22 protein-coding genes are annotated in these 19,834 nt (G+C 64.9%); 8 read left to right on the top strand and 14 right to left on the bottom strand.

The window, feature by feature from the left end:
• Positions 1-49 precede the first annotated feature (49 nt).
• Together C4S73_RS03320 and C4S73_RS03315 are read right to left on the bottom strand one after the other, a co-directional pair.
• Complete coding sequence (locus C4S73_RS03320; RefSeq protein ID WP_103871003.1) at positions 50-367, bottom strand: AzlD family protein; 318 nt, start codon at positions 365-367, stop codon at positions 50-52.
• A complete protein-coding gene (locus tag C4S73_RS03315) occupies positions 354-1,079 on the bottom strand; it encodes an AzlC family ABC transporter permease (RefSeq protein WP_244595412.1) in 726 nt (241 codons plus the stop codon). Before C4S73_RS03315 ends, C4S73_RS03320 begins: the two co-directional genes overlap by 14 nt.
• On the opposite strand from C4S73_RS03315, the gene C4S73_RS03310 reads away from it, so the two are divergent.
• Complete coding sequence (locus C4S73_RS03310; protein WP_103871001.1) at positions 1,073-1,801, top strand: 4'-phosphopantetheinyl transferase family protein; 729 nt, start codon at positions 1,073-1,075, stop codon at positions 1,799-1,801. The genes C4S73_RS03315 and C4S73_RS03310 overlap by 7 nt on opposite strands.
• A gap of 10 nt (positions 1,802-1,811) precedes the next feature.
• On the opposite strand, the gene C4S73_RS03305 is transcribed toward C4S73_RS03310, so the two are convergent.
• The 7 genes from C4S73_RS03305 to pheS form a co-directional block, all read right to left on the bottom strand.
• A complete protein-coding gene (locus tag C4S73_RS03305; RefSeq protein WP_103871000.1) occupies positions 1,812-2,552 on the bottom strand; it encodes a TerC family protein in 741 nt (246 codons plus the stop codon).
• A 19-nt stretch (positions 2,553-2,571) separates the two neighbouring features.
• Complete coding sequence (locus C4S73_RS03300; RefSeq protein ID WP_103871274.1) at positions 2,572-3,270, bottom strand: TerC family protein; 699 nt, start codon at positions 3,268-3,270, stop codon at positions 2,572-2,574.
• Positions 3,271-3,359: 89 nt separating this feature from the next.
• The gene (locus C4S73_RS03295; protein WP_103870999.1) at positions 3,360-4,454 is read right to left on the bottom strand and encodes a tartrate dehydrogenase; all 1,095 of its coding nucleotides are present in this window, start codon (positions 4,452-4,454) and stop codon (positions 3,360-3,362) included.
• Positions 4,451-5,362, bottom strand: coding sequence for an alpha/beta fold hydrolase (locus tag C4S73_RS03290; protein ID WP_103870998.1), 912 nt, complete (start codon positions 5,360-5,362; stop codon positions 4,451-4,453). The genes C4S73_RS03295 and C4S73_RS03290 overlap by 4 nt, the downstream gene beginning before the upstream one ends.
• Before the next feature lie 190 nt (positions 5,363-5,552).
• Positions 5,553-7,976: a phenylalanine--tRNA ligase subunit beta gene (gene pheT / locus C4S73_RS03285; protein WP_103870997.1), complete on the bottom strand. Its 2,424-nt coding sequence runs from the start codon at positions 7,974-7,976 to the stop codon at positions 5,553-5,555.
• Positions 7,973-9,160 (bottom strand): ceramide glucosyltransferase, encoded by a 1,188-nt coding sequence (locus tag C4S73_RS03280; RefSeq protein WP_103870996.1) that lies wholly within the window; start codon positions 9,158-9,160, stop codon positions 7,973-7,975. The genes pheT and C4S73_RS03280 overlap by 4 nt, the downstream gene beginning before the upstream one ends.
• Positions 9,161-9,188: 28 nt before the next feature.
• Positions 9,189-10,271, bottom strand: a complete 1,083-nt coding sequence (pheS, locus tag C4S73_RS03275) for a phenylalanine--tRNA ligase subunit alpha (protein ID WP_103870995.1) — start codon at positions 10,269-10,271, stop codon at positions 9,189-9,191.
• A gap of 128 nt (positions 10,272-10,399) precedes the next feature.
• Here pheS and C4S73_RS03270 point away from each other — a divergent pair, with 128 nt between their 5' ends.
• The 4 genes from C4S73_RS03270 to C4S73_RS03255 all read left to right on the top strand — a co-directional run bounded on the left by C4S73_RS03270 (position 10,400) and on the right by C4S73_RS03255 (position 12,963).
• The gene (locus C4S73_RS03270) at positions 10,400-10,840 is read left to right on the top strand and encodes a hypothetical protein (protein WP_146071264.1); all 441 of its coding nucleotides are present in this window, start codon (positions 10,400-10,402) and stop codon (positions 10,838-10,840) included.
• Between the two features lie 138 nt (positions 10,841-10,978).
• Positions 10,979-11,512, top strand: a complete 534-nt coding sequence (locus tag C4S73_RS03265) for a hypothetical protein (RefSeq protein ID WP_103870993.1) — start codon at positions 10,979-10,981, stop codon at positions 11,510-11,512.
• Between the two features lie 2 nt (positions 11,513-11,514).
• Complete coding sequence (locus tag C4S73_RS03260) at positions 11,515-12,126, top strand: SCO family protein (RefSeq protein ID WP_160115658.1); 612 nt, start codon at positions 11,515-11,517, stop codon at positions 12,124-12,126.
• Between the two features lie 75 nt (positions 12,127-12,201).
• Positions 12,202-12,963, top strand: coding sequence for an LOG family protein (locus C4S73_RS03255; RefSeq protein WP_200827906.1), 762 nt, complete (start codon positions 12,202-12,204; stop codon positions 12,961-12,963).
• A 233-nt stretch (positions 12,964-13,196) separates the two neighbouring features.
• On the opposite strand, the gene rplT is transcribed toward C4S73_RS03255, so the two are convergent.
• From rplT to C4S73_RS03240, 3 genes are all read right to left on the bottom strand, one after another.
• Positions 13,197-13,571 (bottom strand): 50S ribosomal protein L20, encoded by a 375-nt coding sequence (gene rplT / locus C4S73_RS03250; protein ID WP_103870990.1) that lies wholly within the window; start codon positions 13,569-13,571, stop codon positions 13,197-13,199.
• A 28-nt stretch (positions 13,572-13,599) separates the two neighbouring features.
• Positions 13,600-13,800 carry a 50S ribosomal protein L35 gene (gene rpmI / locus C4S73_RS03245; RefSeq protein ID WP_066609790.1) on the bottom strand — a complete coding sequence of 67 codons (201 nt, stop codon included), beginning with the start codon at positions 13,798-13,800 and terminating at the stop codon, positions 13,600-13,602.
• A gap of 419 nt (positions 13,801-14,219) precedes the next feature.
• On the bottom strand, positions 14,220-15,113 hold the full coding sequence (locus C4S73_RS03240; protein WP_103870989.1) for a LysR family transcriptional regulator: 894 nt from the start codon (positions 15,111-15,113) through the stop codon (positions 14,220-14,222).
• A gap of 96 nt (positions 15,114-15,209) precedes the next feature.
• Between C4S73_RS03240 and C4S73_RS03235 the strand changes: the two genes are divergently transcribed.
• On the top strand, positions 15,210-16,205 hold the full coding sequence (locus tag C4S73_RS03235; RefSeq protein ID WP_103870988.1) for an aldo/keto reductase: 996 nt from the start codon (positions 15,210-15,212) through the stop codon (positions 16,203-16,205).
• Between the two features lie 142 nt (positions 16,206-16,347).
• On the opposite strand, the gene C4S73_RS03230 is transcribed toward C4S73_RS03235, so the two are convergent.
• Positions 16,348-17,574, bottom strand: coding sequence for an MFS transporter (locus C4S73_RS03230; RefSeq protein WP_342210557.1), 1,227 nt, complete (start codon positions 17,572-17,574; stop codon positions 16,348-16,350).
• Between the two features lie 106 nt (positions 17,575-17,680).
• Between C4S73_RS03230 and C4S73_RS03225 the strand changes: the two genes are divergently transcribed.
• Positions 17,681-18,286, top strand: a complete 606-nt coding sequence (locus C4S73_RS03225; RefSeq protein WP_103870987.1) for a TetR/AcrR family transcriptional regulator — start codon at positions 17,681-17,683, stop codon at positions 18,284-18,286.
• 67 nt (positions 18,287-18,353) lie between these two features.
• Positions 18,354-19,178: a 3-oxoadipate:acetyl-CoA acetyltransferase gene (locus tag C4S73_RS03220; protein ID WP_103870986.1), complete on the top strand. Its 825-nt coding sequence runs from the start codon at positions 18,354-18,356 to the stop codon at positions 19,176-19,178.
• A gap of 83 nt (positions 19,179-19,261) precedes the next feature.
• On the opposite strand, the gene infC is transcribed toward C4S73_RS03220, so the two are convergent.
• Positions 19,262-19,804, bottom strand: a complete 543-nt coding sequence (infC, locus tag C4S73_RS03215; protein ID WP_103871272.1) for a translation initiation factor IF-3 — start codon at positions 19,802-19,804, stop codon at positions 19,262-19,264.
• Positions 19,805-19,834 lie beyond the last annotated feature (30 nt).

The raw sequence follows: 19,834 nt of genomic DNA, 5'->3' as shown, positions 1-19,834 counted from the left end.
CAAGCCGTGATGACGGGATGTGATGGAAGCAATCGGAACAGGTGATGGATCAGAGGCCGAATGCGCGGGCGACCGACACGACGGTCATGCCCACGATCAGCGCCAGCAATTCGCTGCGCCGCAACACCATGCTGCCGACAGCCGCCAGCAAGGCCAGCCCCGCCGCCATTCCCAGGCGCTCGATGAGGGGAACCACCGTCGCGACCACGATCGAGCCCGGCAGAGCCGCAAGACCGCGCCTGACGCGTGGGGTCAGCGGGATGAAGCCCATCATCGCCACGCCCGAGATCCGGCACAGATAGGTCGCCAGCGCCATGGCGCCGATTGCTATGATCGCGCCCCAGGCGCCGGGATCAGGCAGCGTCATCGGAAAACGCTCCCACGAGCGCGCCCGACAGCGAGCCGACGATGATGAAGGCGTAGCCGTCGACGAGCTTCGCCGTGACCAGGGCGACCGCGCCCGCCACCGCCCAGGGCAGCAGGGCCCGCCGTCCGCGCCACAGGGGCACGATCATGGCGGCAAAGAAGATCGGCATGACCAGATCGATGCCATAGGCCCTGGGATCGGATATCAGCGCTCCCAGCACATGGCCGGGAATGGTTGCGGCGATCCAGACCAGCCACAGAGCGAGCCCGGCGCCGACGAGAACGCCGAGATCGCGCCCGCCTTCGGAATGGTAGCGCGTGCCGATCAGCCAGTTGGCGTCGGTGAAGAAGAAGAGATGCAGCGCGTTGAGCCATTTCGGGTAAGGCGCGAACCAGGGCTGCAGCGAGGCGCCCTGCAAGACCATGCGGGCATTCACGGTCGCCGTGACGACGGCCAGACCGGCGATCGCTCCCCAGGTCCATTCGGGACGCCAGAGCTCCATCGCCACCAGCTGCGCGACGCCGGCATAGACGATGGCGCTCATCAGCACGGTCTCGAACAGGCTCAAGCCCTTGGCCGACGCCGCCGCGCCGAAGGCGACGGCGAAGACGACGATCCCCGGCATCAGCACGGACACCCGGCGGACACCGAGCAGCATGCCCGCGGATGTGATCAGGGTCTTTGCCTGCGGCTTCGGTTCGGGCATTGTCATGGCTCTTTCCAAAGGCCGAAGCGGCTCGCAGGTCAACGGGCTTCCACAACGGCACCGCATGTTCGGCGCGCAAGGCGGCGACAGGGCGCGGGCTGGCAGCTAACCTGCCGCCGATGATCTGGCTGACCTCTCCCGATGCGATCGCGACTGCGCTGCCGGCCGCCTGGCTGATCGCGACCGATCAACGGCCGGAGCATCTGCCGGGGCGCTCCAGCCTCCGGCGCGAGACGGCGCGGGGCATCATCGCCCGGCAGCTCGCGCTTCCCGACGATGCCATCGAGATCGGGCATGACGAACGCGGCCAGCCCTTGCTGCTGGGGCCCGTGCCGCTCGGCCTGCATCTCTCGCTGGCGACACGGGCTGGCGTAGTGGCCATCGCCTTGGCACAGCGGCCGACGGGAATCGACGTCGAGCAGATCGAAGGCACGACCGAGCCACCGCTCGCCAGCCTGCACCCCGACGAGCGCGCGGCGCTGCTCGAATTGCCGGCAGCGAAGCGCGCCGCCGCCTTCGCGCAGATCTGGAGCGCCAAGGAAGCCTATGTGAAGGCGCTGGGCACCGGCTTTGCCCGCTCGCCGGAGAGTTTTGCCGTGACGCTTTCGGCGGGGCAGCGGTTCTTCCTGACCGACCCTGTGCGCAAGCTACGAATCGAGGGAGACACCCGCCTCATAAAAAACGGCGGCCAGGAAAGCCTGGCCGCCGCGATAATCGTTCTCGATTGAAGTCGAAGGCTCAGACAGTCTGAGCCGGACGACGCTTCTTCAGCACATAGGCGACCGCGCAGACGAACAGGGCACCCAGCACGGAGCTGACATAGTGCGGCACCTTGGCAGGGCCGATACCGATCGCGCTGACATCGGTGGGCACAGGCGCGACCCAGCTCGGCATATTGACCTGGAGCCACTGCAGAACGGCGATATCGCTAAGCAGCATCTCAGCCGCGATCCAGCCCAGCAGGGCAGCACCGAGCCAGATCAGGATCGGGTATTTCGTGATGATCGCGGTCAGGAACTGCGCGCCCATGATGATCAGCGGGATCGAGAGCAGCAGGCCGAAGATGAACAGCTCAGGGTGTCCGCGCGAGGCAGCGGCAATCGCGATGACGTTGTCGAGGCTCATCACCGCATCGGCGATCGCGATCGTGCGAACCGCTTTCCAGAGGCTTTCGCTGGCTGCGATCTCGCCATGAACCTCCTCCTCGCCCATGGCGAGCTTGATGGCGATCCAGAACAGCAGCACGCCGCCGATCACCTTGAGGAAGGGCACGCCCAGCAGATAGCTGACGACCAGCGCGAAGATGATGCGCAGGCCGATTGCCGCGGAGGCGCCCAGCCAGATGCCGACCTTGCGCTGCTTTTCAGGCAGCGACCGGCAGGCGAGCGCGATCACGACCGCGTTGTCTCCCGATAGAAGGAGGTCGATCCAGATAATCTGGAGCAACGACACCCAGAATTGGGATGATGAGAAATCCATAGTTCGGTCTGTCCCTGTGTCAGAGGGCCGGATCAGGCCGGCGTGATTTGAACCAGTAGCCAAGGCTGAGCACGAGAAGCGCGCCCAGAGCAGCAACCGGATATTCGAGGCTGTGCAGCGCATCCGCGCCAAAGCGCGTGATGAGCCAAGGGTCGCTGTCGAACATGTCGCCAGCCACCCAACCCAGCAGAGCCGCCCCGGCCCATACCAGAATCGGAAAACGCGTCAGCAGGTTCGTGATGAGCGAGGCGCCCAGCACGATCAACGGGATCGAGATCACCAGCCCCGCAATCAACAGCGGAATCGAGTCCTTGGCGACGGCGGCGATGGCCAGCACGTTGTCGAGGCTCATGACGATGTCGGCGATCGCAACCGTCTGCACCGCCTTCCAGAGCTTGCTGCTGGCGGCGACGGCGTTCTCATCGCCCTCGCCGTCTTCGAGGATCAGCTTGACCGCGATCCAGATCAGCAGCGCCGCGCCGATGATGCGCAGGAAGGGCGCGTTCAGAAGCGACGCGATCAGCACCGTGAAGAGGACGCGCAGGACGACGGCGACGCCGGCGCCCAGCGCGATCCCCTTGGCACGTTGGTTGGGCGCCAGCGCCCGGCACGCCAGCGCGATCACGACCGCATTGTCACCGGACAGGACGATATTGAGCGCGATGATCTCGACCAGCTTCCCCCAAATCAGGGGATCGACGAAAGAAATCGAAGACATATCCATCAAGTCAGCCCCTTCCGGCATCGCGCCCAAACTTCTAGCCAACTCGACGGGTTCTGTCCCGTTCCAGCTGGAAGCGTCAGCTCTCAGCCCAGCGCCTGTTCCACCGCCTTGCCGGCATCGGCCGTCCCAAGCGTGCCGCCGAGATCGCGGGTGCGGGTGCGGGCATCGCCCAGCGCCCGTTCGATCGCGGCCTCGATGCCCTTGGCGGCTTCCGTCTCGCCCAGATGATCGAGCATCATCGCGGCCGACCAGATCTGGCCGATCGGATTGGCGATGCCTTTGCCCGCGATATCGGGCGCCGAGCCATGGACCGGCTCGAACAGCGAGGGATAATCGCCGGTCGGGTTGATGTTGCCGGACGGCGCGATCCCGATCGTGCCCGTGCAGGCCGGGCCGAGATCGGAGAGGATATCGCCGAACAGGTTGGAGGCCACGACCACGTCGAAACGATCAGGATTCAGCACGAAATGCGCGGTCAGGATGTCGATATGGTACTGGTCGACGGTGACGTCGGGATAGTTCTTGGCCATCTCCTTCACCCGCTCATCCCAGTAGGGCATGGTGATCGCGATGCCGTTCGACTTGGTGGCCGAGGTCAGCTTCTTGCGCGGGCGGCGCATGGCGAGTTCGAAGGCGTATTTCAGCACGCGATCGACGCCGACGCGGCTCATCACCGTCTCCTGCATGACGATTTCGCGCTCGGTGCCGGCATACATCCTGCCGCCGACCGACGAGTATTCGCCTTCGGTGTTCTCGCGGACGACGAAGAAGTCGATATCGCCGGGCTTGCGGCCGACCAGCGGGCCGGGCACGCCGGGCATCAGCCTGACCGGGCGCAGGTTCACGTATTGGTCGAATTCGCGCCGGAACAGCAGCAGCGAGCCCCAGAGCGAGATGTGGTCGGGCACCTGTGCGGGCATGCCGACAGCGCCGAAGAAGATCGCGTCATGACCGCCGATCTGGTCCTTCCAATCGTCGGGCAGCATCTTGCCGTGCTTGGCGTAATAGTCGCAGGACGAGAAATCGAACTCGTCGAGCTGCACTTCGAAGCCGTATTTCTTCGAGGCGGCTTCGAGGACGCGCAGGCCCTCGGGCATGACTTCCTTGCCGATGCCGTCGCCGGCGATGGCGGCGATGCGGTAAACGCGATTGGTCCCGGACTTGCCAGTGACGCTCATGGGGCTTCTCCAAAAAAGGCCGTGAATTCGGCGGCGACGAGATCAGGAATCTCCTCCGCCAGATAATGCCCGCCCGGGAGTGCGTGGCCTTGGACGTTGTGCGCGCGCTCGCGCCAGAGCGCCAGCGGCTCGAAACAGCGGCATATCACGCCGTTCTCGCCCCATAATGCCAGCAAAGGCTGGGTCAGCTTGCGGCCGCCATCCTCATCGTCATGGTGGATATCGACGGTCGCGGCGGCGCGATAATCCTCGCAACTGCCATGGATCGTCCTGGGATCGGAGAAGCAGCGCAGATAATGCGCCAGCGCTTCCGGCGCGAAGGGCGTGAGTCCAGCAGAACCAGAGCCGCATTTCTTGCGCCAATACGCTTCCGGATCGGCCTCGATCATGCGCTCGGGAAACGGCGCGGGCTGGATCAGGAAGAACCAGTGCCAATAGGCGCGGGCGAAGGCGTCGGTGGTGTTGGCATACATCTCGCGCGTCGGCGCGATGTCGAGCGTCGCCAGCCGCGTGACGCGATCGGCATGGTCGAGGGCCAGGCGATGAGCGACACGAGCGCCGCGATCATGGGCGCCGACGGCAAAGCGCTCATGGCCGAGCGTGCTCATAACCTGCGCCATATCGAGCGCCATGGCGCGCTTGGAATAGGGGAAATGCTCGCCATCGGTCAGCGGCTTGTCACTGTCGCCATAGCCGCGCAGATCGGCACAGACGAGCGTGAAGCGGTGCTTCAGCAGGTTTGCGACCTTATGCCAGAGCACATGCGTCTGCGGATAACCGTGAAGCAGGAGCAAGGGAGGCCCCTCGCCGCCCGTGCGCACACGGATACGCGCACCCGATGTCGCGACATCGAGCAGGCGGAAACCGGGAAAGAGGCTGTCTTCGACAGGAATTTCAGTGACGCGCATCAGGGCCGCAAGGTTGCAACAATCCAAAGGCGATAGCCCGATTTCTCAGGGATTGCCCGCGTTGATTATTACACAATCCTGATCAATAGCGGCGGCCCGTCATTCTCGGGCCAAGCGAAGACCCGAGAATCTCCATGCCGGGAGAGCTGGTTTCCGAGATGGCCGGGTCAAGCCCGACCATGACGCCCCCCTACCCCCGCAGCGCGGCGCCATAGCGCTTGGCCATCTCGGCGACGATCTTGGCGCCCACCGCCTCGATCTCCGCTTCCGTCAGCGTCTTTTCGAGGGGCTGCAGCGTGACCGCCAGCGCGACCGACTTCTTGCCCGCATCGACGCCCGGCCCTTCATAGAGATCGAACACGCCGACCTCCGTGATCAGAGCGCGGTCGGCGTTCTGCGCGGTCTTCATCATATCGCCGGCCGCAACGCTCTTCTCGACGATGAAGGCGAAATCTCGCATGACAGGCTGGAAGCCGGAGAGGGTGAGCTTCGGCTTGACCTTGGTCGGCTTGTATTTCGGCAGCGGCAGCGCATCGAGATGGATTTCGAAGGCGACCAGCGGTCCCTTCACGTCGAGCGCCTTCAGAACCTTGGGATGCACTTCGCCGAAGGCGCCGATGATGCCCTTGGGGCCGAACTGGAGCGTCGCCGAGCGGCCGGGATGGGCCCAGGCGGGTCCACCGGCCACGATCTGCAGGCCACCGACGGCGACGCCGAGCCCGGCCAGCAGGCCCATCACATCGGCCTTGGCGTCGAAGGCATCGACTGTCTTGGCCGCCCCGTCCCAATGCCGGCCGGTGCCTTCAAGCCGCGCGGAGCCGCGCCGCAGTCCGGCAGCCGCGATCAGCTGCCCATCGGGCGTATCGTCCTTGAAGACCTGCCCGACCTCGAACAAGGCGACATCGCCGAAACCGCGATCGGCATTGACCTGCCCCGCGCGGATCAGTCCCGGCAGCAGCGAAGGCCGCATGTCCGAGAGATCGGCCGCGATCGGATTGGCCAGCGTCAGCTGGCGAGAGCCGCCGCCGAAGAGCTTTGCGGCATCATGCGAGATGAAGGACCAGGTCACCGCCTCGACCAGGCCGCGGCTGGCAAGCAGGCGCTTGGCAGCGCGCGTGCGCTTCTGCAGCACGGTCAGGACCGGCTTGATGACCTCGCCCTTGATGCGCGGCAGTGGCGTCGAGGTGACGCGGTCGAGCCCGGCGATACGCAGGATTTCCTCGACCAGATCGGCCTTGCCGCCGACATCGCCGCGCCAGGACGGCGCCGCGACGCGGACGCGCTCGCCCGCGCCTGACACATGGAAGCCGAGCGAGGTCAGCGCCAGCTTCATCTCGGCCTGCGGCAGATCGAGCCCGGTCAGGCGCTTGACCTCCGACCAGGGGAAATCGATCGAGCCGGCGCTTTCGGGCAGATCGCCCTCGAACACCATCTCGGAGGCCTCGCCGCCGCAGAGTTCGAGGATCAACGCGGTCGCGAGATCGAGGCCCGGGCGGCAGAAATCGGGATCGACTCCACGCTCGAAACGATAGCGCGCATCGGAGTTGATGCCGAGCGCGCGGCCCGAGCGGGCGATGTTCAGCGGATCCCAGAGCGCGCTTTCGACCAGCACATCGGTGGTGGATTCATCGCAGCCGGACGCCTCGCCGCCCATGATGCCGGCGAGCGATTCCACGCCATGAGCGTCGGCGATCACGACCTGCTCGTCGGTCAAGGCGTAGGTCTTGCCGTCGAGCGCCAGGATCGTCTCGCCGGCCCTGGCGCGACGGACCGTGAGATCGCCATTGACCTTGGCGGCATCGAAGACATGCAGCGGCCGGCTGCGGTCGAAGGTCATGAAATTGGTGATGTCGACCAGCGCATTGATCGGCCGCAGCCCGATCGCGCGCAGGCGCGCCTGCAGCCAATCCGGCGAGGGACCGTTCTTGACGCCACGGACCAGCCGCAGCGCGAAGGCCGGGCAGAGCTTCCTGTCGTCCTGCGCGAAGTCGAGCCTGACCTTGACCGGGCAGGGAAAGCCGCCGCGCTGGGGGCCCACCGAGGGTGTCTTCAGCGTGCCGATATCGGCCGCGGCGAGATCGCGCGCAATGCCGGCGACGCCGAGCGCATCGGCGCGGTTCGGCGTCACCGCGATCTCGATCACCGCATCGCTGAGGCCTGCATAGGTGGCGTAGGGCTGGCCGACGGGAGCATCCTCGGGCAGGTCGATAATGCCGTCATGATCCTCGGAGAGCTGCAGTTCGGCCGCCGAGCAGAGCATGCCGTTCGACTCGACGCCGCGGATGACACCCTTGCCGAGCGTGATGTCCTTGCCGGGAATGTAGGTGCCCGGCGGCGAAAATACGCTCTTCATGCCGGTGCGGGCATTGGGTGCGCCGCAGACGACCTGGACGGGTTCGCCGCTGCCGGTATCGACCATGCAGACGCGCAGGCGATCGGCATTGGGGTGCTGCTTGGCATCGATGACATAGGCGATGGTGAAGGCCTGCAGCGCCTTGGCCTTGTCCTCGACGCCCTCGACCTCGAGGCCGACGCGGGTCAGCGTGTCCGCGATGGTGTCGATGGACGCATCGGTGTCGAGATGGTCTTTCAACCAGGACAGAGTGAACTTCATGGGCGTCCGTCGCTTCTCAAATTGGCAGGGGACAGGGTCGGGGCGGAAGCGTTGAGCTCATCCTCCCCATCCGTCCGGATCTTCATGGAATTACCGCGCCAGCTGACCTCGCCGGCGATGAAGGCATAACCCCAGACGCAGGGAAAGATCAGGTCGCGCAACAGCAGGGCGAAGGGCATGCGCCAGGACAGATACCAGCCGACACCGTAGGCCAGCCCGATTTCGGCGACATACCAGGGCAACAGGACCAATACGGGGCCGAGCCAGGCGGACAGGCCGAAAGCCGGTCCGGCAAAGGCGGCGGCCAGGGCCGGCAACAGTGGTCCCGACAGGATCTCCGGAGCGAAGAAGGGCAGGAACGTCACCCGCCGCAAACGCGCCCAGCGGAACTGCCGCTGGACCACATCATAGAGCGAACGCTCGCCGAGCGGCTGCTCGAAGGGCTGGCCGACAAGGTGAACGTGCTTGCCGGCGCGGCGCACGAGCTTGGTTGCGGCTGCGTCCTCGGCGATCTCCTCGCCGAGTACCGCGATGCCGCCATTGGCGTCGAGGAAAGGCTTGTTCCAGAGCATCGACTTGCCCTGGGCGAACCCGAAGCCGCAGGCCTCGCCGGCATATTGCCAGCGCGCCTGGAAGGTATTGAGGAAGGCGCATTCCAGCTCGGCCCAGAATCCTTGCGGGCGCGAGCCCACCGGCGTCGAGCAGACGAGCCCGGTATCGGGACGCCACGAAGCCATGAGACGCTGGATATAGTCCCTGGGCATCAGCACGTTGGAATCGGCCAGGATGACCCATTCGCTCGTCGCCGCCTCCCAGCCCTTGACGCAATTGTTCAGCTTGGGATTGGCGCTGACCGCGACGTCGCCGGTGATCAGGTGCACGCGGTCGGAGCCGTAGCGCCCGATCAGCTCCTCGATCAGCGGTACGATCGGATCGTCGGCATCGGCGACGCAGAAACTCGTCTGGTAGTCGGGGTAGTCGAGCGTCAGGCCCGATGTCAGCGTCTCCCGGCTGAAGGCCTCGATGCCGCGCACCGGCCGTACGATCGTGACCGGCGGCAACTCGTCGAGCAAAGCCGAGCCGGCATCCTTGCGACGCAGACGCACAAAGGCGATGGCCTGACACAGGAGGTTGGTCGCGACGGCCAGCGCCGCGAACAGCCCTGCCCATCCCGCCAGACTCATCGCTGCCTCCCTCGGCCCGCCGGCATGGTCATGACGACAGCCCGCCTGTCAGCGTCGGCAGGTCGAGCGGCCGGAAGCCGTAATGCGCGAGCCAGCGGACATCGGCCTCGAAGAAGGGGCGCAGATCCGGCATGCCGTATTTCAGCATGGCGATGCGGTCGATGCCCATGCCCCAGGCGAAGCCCTGATAAATCTCGGGATCGAGCCCGCAATTCCTGAGCACGTTCGGGTGAACCATGCCGCAGCCGAGGATTTCCAACCAGTCGTCGCCCTCGCCGAAGCGGATCTCGCCGCCCTTGCGCGAACACTGGATGTCGACTTCGACCGATGGCTCGGTGAAGGGGAAGAAGGACGGCCGGAAGCGCATCTTGACGTTGTCGATCTCGAAGAACGCCTTGCAGAACTCCTCGAGCACCCATTTCATATGGCCCATATGGGCCTTTTTATCGATCACCAGCCCCTCGACCTGATGGAACATCGGGGTGTGCGTCTGGTCGGAATCCATCCGATAGGTCCGGCCCGGGCAGACCACGCGGATCGGCGGCTCCTGCGCGATCATGGTGCGGACCTGCACCGGCGAGGTGTGCGTGCGCAGAACCTTACGCTCGCCATTCGCGTCCGGGTGGAAGAAGAAGGTGTCGTGCATCTCGCGGGCCGGATGGCCGACGGGGAAATTCAACTTGGTGAAGTTGAGGTCGTCGGTCTCGACATCCGGGCCTTCGGCGATGGCAAAGCCCATATCGCCGAAGATCGCGGTGATCTCGTCGATGACCTGGCTGATCGGGTGGATGCGGCCGCGCGCCTCCGGCCCGTCCTGCACGGGCAGCGAGATGTCGATGCGCTCCGATGCGAGCCTTGTCTCCAGCGCGGCCTCGCCAAGCGCGTCCTTGCGAGCCGAGAGCGCACCCTGAACGCGGTCGCGCAGCCCGTTGATCAGCGGGCCCTTCTCCTTGCGCTCGTCGGGCGTCATCGCGCCGAGCGTCTTGAGCAGGGCCGAGATCGAACCCGCCTTGCCCAGCGCCGCGATCCTGACCTGCTCCAGCGCGGCTTCGTCCTGCGCACCGGCGATGTCGGCAAGGAGGCTCACGCCTAAGTTATCGATCTCGTTCATACCTGCTCTGGTCCGTTTGCGAGGCATCTTCTAGGGTGTCGCCAGCGGCGAGGCTAGAGGCAATCACGCTGGCAAAGCATCGCCACCGGGCTGAATCCGGGCCGTTACCCACCGATGAGCGCAGTCGCATGACAATCATGTCTCAATGGCGGGCGGCAATCTTGGTTGCGGGGCTGCTATCAACAGGCTTCACGCCGGCGCTCGCGCAGGACGGCCAGCGCGTCACCATCACCGGCGAAATCAGCGACACCTGGTGCTCGATCAGCGGGCTGATGTTCGCCAAGGGCACGGCCCATCATCAATGCGCGGTCTGGTGCGCCCTGGGTGGCATTCCCGTCAGCATCCGCGATGCCGGCGGCAACCTCTATCTGGTCCTGAAGATCGGCGACGACGAGGACAGCGTCGCCAACCCCAGGGTGGCGCGGATGGCGACCCATGAGGTCAGCGTCGATGGAGAATTGCTGGAACGCGACGGCGTGAAATACTTGCTGGTCGACCGCATCGCCGACGACAAGGGCGTGATCACGATGACCCATGAGGAATACGGCATTCAGCCGTTCGGGAACTGAGCGGTGACGGCGCCACGTCACGCCAGCCCCATCCGAGCCCTCATCCTGAGGAGCCATTCCGTTGGGAATGGCGTCTCGAAGGATGCTCCCAGCGGTCTCTGGATCATCCTTCGAGACGCCGCTTCGCGGCTCCTCAGGATGAGGACTCAAGGCGAGGCCGCAACCTGGTTCCGAGGTCTCGTCCTGGTAGGAGCTCTCACCTCTGCTCACGCCATCGCCGCCGAAGCCTGGAACATTCCGCATGAAAAGGCGGCGGTGCTGAAGGGGCGCGTCGTCGATGCGCTCTGCCAGCTCAAGGGCCGATGTGCGCCCGATTGCGGCGGCGGCAAGCGGCAGCTCGGGCTCGTGCTGGCAGACGGCACATTCCGGCTGATCGCGAAGGGCAATGTCGACTTCGCCGGAGCCGTTCCCGACCTGATCGGTTATTGCGGCCGTGACATCGAAGCGGACGGGCTCCTGATCGAAAACCCCGCGATAACAGTGTTCTTCGTGCAGGGCGTGCGAACCGACCCCGCTTTGCCGTTTACGCCGACCGAGCGCTTCAAGGCCGAGTGGGAGACCCGCAACGGCCAGGCTGCCGAATGGTGGCGCGCCGATCCCCAGGCCAACCGGATCATCGCCGAGGACGGCCCGTTCGGCATCAAGGGCCTGCTGCCCAAGCCGAAGCCGTGATCATGCTGCGCAGGGAGGTTCTGGCGGCCCTCGCCGCCTTCGTCGCCGGGCGCGCGACGGCGCAGGGGCATTCGGGCCACCAGCCCGCTCCGATAGCGGCCAACCCGTCTCCAGATCGCCTTGCCACGCAGTTCGGCGGTGCTTTCACGCTCACAGACCATTCGGGCAAGCGCGTCGGCGACACCGATTTTCTGGGCCGTTTCATGCTGGTCTATTTCGGCTTCACCCGATGCACCGATACCTGTCCGGTCGACCTGCCGATCATCGCGCAGGCTTTCGATGCGATCGGGCCGTTGGCAGAGAAGGTCGCGCCGCTCTTCATCACCGTCGATCCGGCCCATGACACGCCGGGCGTCATCGCCGCCTATGTCGCGGCCTTCCATCCGCGCCTGATCGGGCTTACCGGCAGCGAAGAGGAGATCGCCGCAGTCGCCAAGGCCTACAAGGTGCATCGCCGCAAGCTGACGCAAGCCCATCATGCCTCCGGCGACTATGCGGTCGACCACGGCTCGCTGACCGATCTGATGGGGCGCGATGGGCGTTTCCTGACGCTCCTGCCACATAATTCGGGGGCCGAACGCCTGGCTGGGATCCTGCGCAAATATCTGGCGTGACGCCTCGTCGCTGCGGCCGGCGGCGACAGGATAGTTGCGGGCGGATATGCAGGACGCCCCATCGGAATGGACGCCATGCCTGAAAACATCGCCCAGAAGACCTCCCCCTCCTATCGGCTCGCAGCACTCGACCCCGACTTTATCCTGAGCGATTCGACGCGCGGCGTGCGCTTCATGCTCGAATATCAGAAGGCCGAGGAGCATCTCCGGGCGCGCGGCATCGTCTCGACCATCGTCGTCTTCGGCTCGGCGCGCGTGCGCGAAGGCAATCCCTGGTATGAGGCGGCGCGAGCCTTCGCTCGCATCGCCTCTGAACGCGGCGGCGCGCTGACGGATGGCGAAAGCGGCCGCAACCATGTCATCGCGACAGGGGGTGGGCCGGGCATCATGGAAGCCGCCAATCGCGGCGCCACGGAAGCCGGAGCGCTCTCGATCGGCTTCAACATCACCCTGCCGCACGAACAGGACCCCAATGCCTGGTCGACGCCGGACCTGACCTTCCGCTTCCATTATTTCGCGATGCGCAAGATGCATCTGGCGATGCGGGCGGCGGCTCTGGTCGTGTTTCCGGGCGGCTTCGGCACGCTCGACGAGCTCTTCGAGATCATCACCCTGACCCAGACCGGCAAGATGTCGCCGGTGCCGATCGTGCTCTACGACAGCGCCTTCTGGAAAGGCCTGCTCAATCTCGAGACGATGGCGCAGGCCGGGTTCATCCGTCCGGAGGACCTCCAACTGTTCTGCTACGCCGATACGCCCGAGGAGGCCTATGCGCGTATCATCGAGGGCGCCGGCGACGACTGGACACCGGCGGCGAAGGACAGCGTGCAGACGTGATCAAGCCGGAATGACGGGGTACTGCCGTCATTCCGGGACGCGCCACAGGTTCATACATCGACGTGGCGCGTTCCGACTTTCACGGAAAACACATCGTCAGCCCGGACAAGCCGCGAAGCGGCGGCGATCCGGGATGACGTGGTGGTTCCGAGCAGATACAGCATGCTCCAGACATGAAAAAAGGCCGGCATCGCTGCCGGCCTATTTCTTATCCATAAAGAGCGTGGGTCGCCTCAGGCGGCCTTGGCTTCGGCCGCAAGCGCGGCCTTGACCGTATCGACCACGGCGGTGAACGCCGTTGCGTCGTCGATCGCCATTGCCGACAGGGTCTTGCGGTCGAGTTCGATACCAGCCTTGGCAAGGCCGTTGATGAACATCGAGTAGACAAGGCCATGCTCACGCACTGCCGCGTTCAGACGCTGGATCCAGAGCGCGCGGAACGAGCGCTTCCGGTTCTTGCGGTCGCGATAGGCGTATTGCATCGAGCGATCGACAGCCGCCTTGGCGGCGCGGATCGTATTCTTGCGACGGCCGTAAAAACCCTTCGCAGCCTTGAGTGTCTTTTTATGCTTGGCGTGGGACGTTACGCCCCGTTTCACGCGAGCCATGTGTGATCTCCGGAAAGGTTAGGGGGCGTCAGCCGTTGGGGAGGAAATATTTCTTCACGTTGGCCGCATCGCCCTCGAAGAGAACGTTGGTGCCGCGGTGATTGCGGAGCTGCTTGTTGGTCCGCTTGATCATCCCGTGACGCTTGCCAGCCTGTGCGTAGAGCACCTTGCCGGTTCCGGTGATCTTGAAGCGCTTCTTGGCGCTCGACTTCGTCTTGATCTTGGGCATTTCAACTCCTCAATGGGTCGCGGACGCGAACAATGCGCCGCTTCATTTTTGCTTGTTCAAGAATGGTTCTTGGGGAAGCAAAGCACGACCGCCACGGCAGCCCTTATCAGCCGGGCGATCGAAGGCCGGGCATATGACAGAAAAGGCAGGTGGTGGCAAGCGAGCCCATGTCCGGATCGCTCAATCCAGCCTGCAGCGCCCCTGTGCGGCACGCGGCAGATCGCCGATCGCAGGCAATCCAACCTGCCACGACGCTGCCTTGTCTCGAAGGAGCGCTGCCTATCGGCCTTTCAAGCGCGGAGCCGTGACGGTGCTGACATGTTCATGTCCATGTCCCACTCCACCATGTCGCTCAGGCACTATCGAGCCGAGGACACACACTTCGCCAGCGAAATCATCCGCATCCCCGGCAGTACAGCCTACCCAGCGCCGTATCGAAAGAAGTCGATGAAGGCGCGCAGCGCCGGGCGCATCTGGCGACGGCTGGGATAATAGACGTGGAAGCCGTCGAAGGGTTGGCACCAGTCTTCGAGCACGCGGACCAGCCTGCCATCCGCGATCGCGTCGCGGGCATAGTCCTCGAACAGGAAGGCGATTCCGGCGCCGTCGATCGCTGCCTGCACGATGCCGTGGTCCACGCTCAGGATCAGCGGTCCCTCGACCTGCGGCTCAACGACGACGCCGTCCTTCTCGAACTCCCAGCGATAGATCACCCCGCTGGCGAAGCGAAAGCGAATGCAGCGATGGCCCGCCAGATCCTGCGGCGTCGCTGGCCGGGGCCTTGAAGCGAAGTAGGATGGCGCGGCGACAGCCGCGAAACGAATCGGCGGCCCGATGCGCACCGCGATCATGTCGCGCTGCAGGCTCTCGCCAAGCCTGACGCCGGCGTCGAAGCCCCCCTCGACGACATCGGTGAACCTGTCCTCGATGACGACGTCCAGCACGATCTCGGGAAAGGCGGCGGCGAAGGCGCCAAGTTTCGGCTCCAGCACAGTATGGGCGGCCGTGCGTGGCACGGTCAGCCGGAGATTGCCGGCGGGCTCATCGCGCGAGCCGATGGCCGCCTCCAATGCCAGATCGATCTCGGACAGCGCTGGGCCCAGCCGTTCCAGAAGCTGAGCGCCGGCCTCGGTCGGCGCGACGCTACGCGTGGTACGCGCCAGCAGCCGCACGCCGAGGCTGCTCTCCAGCGCGGACACCGCGTGGCTGATAGCCGAGGGCGCTATGCCCAGTTCCTTCGCCGCACCACGAAAGCCGCCATTGCGGGCGACCGCCGCGAGAACGACCAGCTGGGAGAGATAGCTTCGATTCATTGATCTATTTCATAGATCAGAGCGTGCGAGTTCAAGCCAATTATCGAACGGCGAGATCGGCCCCATTTCCCGGCCATCACAGCAGAGGAGCCCGTGATGCAAAACCGCAAGCTTGGAACGGAACTGAGCGTCTACCCTGTCGGCCTCGGCTGCATGGGGATGACGTTCGCCTATGGCGGCCAGGAGGAAAGCGAGGCCATCGCCACATTGCGTCGCGCCGTCGATATCGGCGTGACCCTGTTCGACACCGCCGAAGTTTATGGCCCCTTCGACAACGAGATCCTGCTCGGCAAGGCCCTGAAGCCTGTGCGCGACAAGGTGGTGATCGCCACGAAATTCGGCTTCAAGATCAGCCCGGAAGGCGAAGGCATGGCGCGCATGACCGGCATCGACAGCCGGCCCGAGCATCTCAAGGCCGTGGCCGAAGCTTCGCTCAAGCGCCTCGGCATCGATGTGATCGACCTGTTCTATCAGCATCGCGTCGACCCCGCCGTGCCGATCGAGGACACTGTCGGCGCCATGGCCGAGCTGGTTCGCGAGGGCAAGGTCCGGGCGCTCGGCCTGTCGGAAGCGAGTGCCTCGACGATCCGCCGGGCGCATGCCGTCCACCCCATCGCCGCCGTCCAGAGCGAGTATTCGCTGTGGAGCCGTGATCCGGAGGCCGAGGTGCTCGGCGCCTGCCGCGAGCTCGGCATCGGTTTCGTGCCCTATAGCCCGCTCGGTCGCGGCCTTCTGACGGGCACGCTGCCGAATACCGACGCACTCGGCGACAATGACTGGCGACGCAGCCAGCCGCGCTTCCAGGCCGACGTAATGGCCGCGAATGCCGCGCTCGTCGAGGAACTGACCCGGCTGGCGCGACAGAAGGGGGTCACCACCGCCCAGCTCGCACTCGCCTGGGTGCTGCATCAGGGCGATTTCATCGTGCCGATCCCCGGTGCGCGCAAGATCGGCCATCTCGAGCAGAACACGGCTGCGGCCGCGATCACGCTCAGCCCGGCGGAGCTGGCCGGAATCGGCGAGGCGATGTCCCCTGCCCGCGTCGCAGGCAAGCGCTACAGCGATGAAGCGCTGGCTTTGGTCAATGGCTGAGGCTCGGTGAGCCAAGCCCTGCTCTCACCATCCCTTTGACTACACGATCGGCCCGAATACTATATTCGGGCCGATCGTGTAGGTCTTTGATTTTGCATCGGCTTTTCTCCGAAAACCGCTTTACACTTTTCGGGCCGATGCTCTATGCCGCGGCGTCGCAGGTCGCGACGCTGCGGGTTTCTCCACTTAAACTGCGATAGCCCAGCAGCGCGATCGCCAGCGCCACGCCGCCGCCCGCTACGGACACCCAGAAGCCGCTAGGGGCACCGAAGGTATCGATCAGCCACCCCGAAGCAGACGATCCCAAGGCCATGCCGACGCCAATGCCGGTCATCGCCCAGGTAATGCCTTCCGTAAGCTTGGATGGCGGCACGATCCGCTCGACCAGCCCCATCGCGATGATGATGGTCGGCGAAACCGACGCTCCAGCGAGGAAAAGGACGGCTGCCAGCGAAACCAGCCCGTCGATCGCCAAGAGCGGCAGTGTCGTCGCCGCCGCGAGCATGATCGCAGCAAGAAATTGCGTCGCCAGGGACGCCCGCAGCTTCAGCGTGCCGAATATCAGCCCGACGACCAGCGAACCCGCCGCATAGCTTGCCAGAACGAGGCTTGCCGCCACCTTCTGTCCCTGCGCCTCGGCGAAGGCAACGGCCGTCACTTCGGACGTGCCGAAGATCGCGCCGATCGCCACCATGACGAGGGCGATGACCTGCATCGGGCGGAGCCGGATCACAGACCCGTCGTCGCGCACATCCCGTACGCGCACTGCCGGTTCAGTCCGACGCTGCGCACAGAACAGGACGGCTCCCGTGGCAAAGAACAGGGTCGCGGCCAGGGGACCGGCTTCCGGGAAGAAGGTGACGCTCAGCCCGATGGCGACGATCGGGCCGACCATGAAGATCAGCTCGTCCACGACCGATTCGAAGGCGAAGGCAGTCCGCAGCTTCGGCGTATCGCGGTAGAGTTCGGTCCAGCGCGCCCTGACCATTGCACCGATGCTGGGCATCGCGCCGGACAGGAAAGCGCAGGCGAAAAGCAGCCAGACCGGCGCGTCGAGCCGCGTCGCAAGCATCAGGCCCGACAAAGCGAGCACAGCGGCGATAGCGGCGGGAATCAGCACGCGGCGCTGGCCGTGACGATCGACCAGGCGCGAAACCTGCGGCGCGATCATCGCATTGGCGAGCGCGAAGGATGCAGCAACCGCGCCGGCCAACCAGTACTCCCCGCGCGCCTGCGAGATCATGGTGACGATGCCCAGCGTCACCATGGAGACCGGCAGGCGGGCCACGAAGCCGGCGGATGAGAACGCGATGGCGCCAGGCGCCTTGAAGAGCTCGAGATAGGGATTGGCCATTGCAGCGATCTTCATTGAGGCAAAACGCCGCTTACATACGCAGCGTATGCTAATGACTAATTGCATACGCAGCGCATGTCAATTAACATACGCTGCGTATGTCAATGTGAAAGAGGCATGAATGGCCCGCAAGCCACGCGCCGATATGATCGCGGAAACCCGCGCCCGGCTGATCTCTGCCGCCCGCCATGCCTTCGGAACGGTCGGCTACGCCGAAGCTTCAATGGATGAGCTGACGCATGCAGCAGGGTTGACCCGCGGCGCGCTTTATCACCATTTCGGCGACAAGAAGGGGCTGCTCGTCGCCGTCATCGATCAGGTCGATGCGGAAATGACCGTGCGGCTTCGTGCCGTCTCCCACGGCGCTGCAGACGCCTGGACCGGCTTCCGCGACGAGTGCGCGGCCTATATCGAGATGGCGCTCGAACCGGAGATCCAGCGCATCGTGCTGCGTGATGGGCCTGCCGTGCTCGGCGATCCCTGGAACTGGCCGATCCAGAACGCCTGCATCCGCTCGATGACCGACGATATCGGCAGGCTCGCCAAGGCGGGCATCATCGTGCCCGTCGATCCGGAGGCAGCAGCAAGGCTCGTGATGGGCGCGACACAGCATGCGGCGCAATGGATCGCCCATGCGTCAGACCCGCAGGCCGTCTCGCGCAAGGCGATCGCTGCCTTCAACGTCATGCTCGACGGTCTTCTGCTCCAACCGACACAGGCCCACTGAGGAGGCTTGCGTAACGGCACCTCGACGGGCCTTAATCCCGGCACGACCAGCGCTGAGCGAGAAGCCCATGACACCCTGCATCATCACCGTCGCCATCACCGGTTCGCTCCCGACCAAACGCGATAATCCGGCCGTGCCGATCTCGATTTCGGAACAGGTCGAATCCACGCAGGAGGCGTTCGAGGCCGGCGCGACGCTGGCCCATTGCCATGTGCGCAACGACGAGGGCATGCCGACCTCCGACCCCGGCCGTTTCGCGCTGCTGCTGGACGGCCTGCGCAAGCACTGCCCCGGCCTGATCGTGCAGTTCTCGACCGGCGGTCGTTCCGGCGCGGGCCGCGAGCGCGGCGGCATGATCCAGCTCAAGCCCGAAATGGCTTCGCTCTCCACCGGCTCCTGCAATTTCCCGACGCGCATTTACGAGAACAGCCCAGATCTCGTCGATTGGCTGGCCGCCGAGATGCTGACCCATGGCGTCAAGCCCGAGATCGAGTCCTTCGACCTTTCGATGATCTTCAAGGCCGTCGAGATGCAGGTGGCGGGCGCGATCAGAGGGCCGCTGCATGTGCAGTTCGTGATGGGCGTGAAGAACGCCATGCCGGTCGATCGCGCGGTGTTCGAGTTCTACATCGCGACGCTGAAGCGGCTTGCGCCGGACGCGACCTGGACCGGAGCCGGCATCGGGCGCGACCAGATCACCCTCAACCGCTGGTCGCTCGAACTCGGCGGCCATTGCCGCACCGGGCTCGAAGACAATGTCCGGCTCGACCGCGACACGCTCGCACCCTCGAACGCGGCGCTGGTGAAACGCATCGTCGAGCTCTGCCCCGAATACGGCCGGCGGCCGGCAACGGCAGCGGAAGCGCGGGCACTGCTCGGCCTCGCTGCCTGAGCGCAAAAACAAAAAGGCCCGGCGCTGTGCCGGGCCTTTTTACGAATCGGATGAGTGCGCCGGGCAACCGCCCGACGCGACCTTTATTTGGGCGCGAGGACCATCACCATCTGGCGGCCCTCGAGCTGCCAGTCGCTCTCGACCTTGGCGACGTCGACGAGATCGGCCTTGACGCGCTCGAGCACCTTCACGCCGAGATCCTGGTGAGCCATTTCACGGCCGCGGAAGCGCAGGGTGACCTTCACCTTGTCGCCTTCCTCGAAGAAGCCATGCATGGCCTTCATCTTGACCTCGTAGTCGTGCTTGTCGATGCCCGGTCGGAGCTTGATTTCCTTGATCTCGATGGTGCGCTGCTTCTTGCGCGCCTCGGCAGCCTTCTTCTGCTCCAGAAAGCGGAAGCGACCGTAGTCGAGGATCTTGCAGACCGGCGGTTCAGAATTGGGGGAGATCTCGACGAGGTCGAGACCAGCATCCTCAGCAATCTTCAAAGCCTCGAAGAACGAGACCACGCCACGGTTGGCGCCGGTATCGTCGATGAGCTGAACATCGCGGACGCCGCGAATATCGCGGTTGGAACGCGGGCCGTCTTTGGTCGGGGTTGGGGCAGCGCGGAAAGGACGACGAATGGGGGTATTCTCCTGTGATTGGCGTTGTAG

It is taken from the genome of Allobosea lathyri, assembly GCF_900108245.1.
Taxonomy (GTDB): Bacteria; Pseudomonadota; Alphaproteobacteria; order Rhizobiales; family Beijerinckiaceae; genus Allobosea; species Allobosea lathyri.
This window is presented reverse-complemented; position numbering and strand designations above follow the sequence as displayed.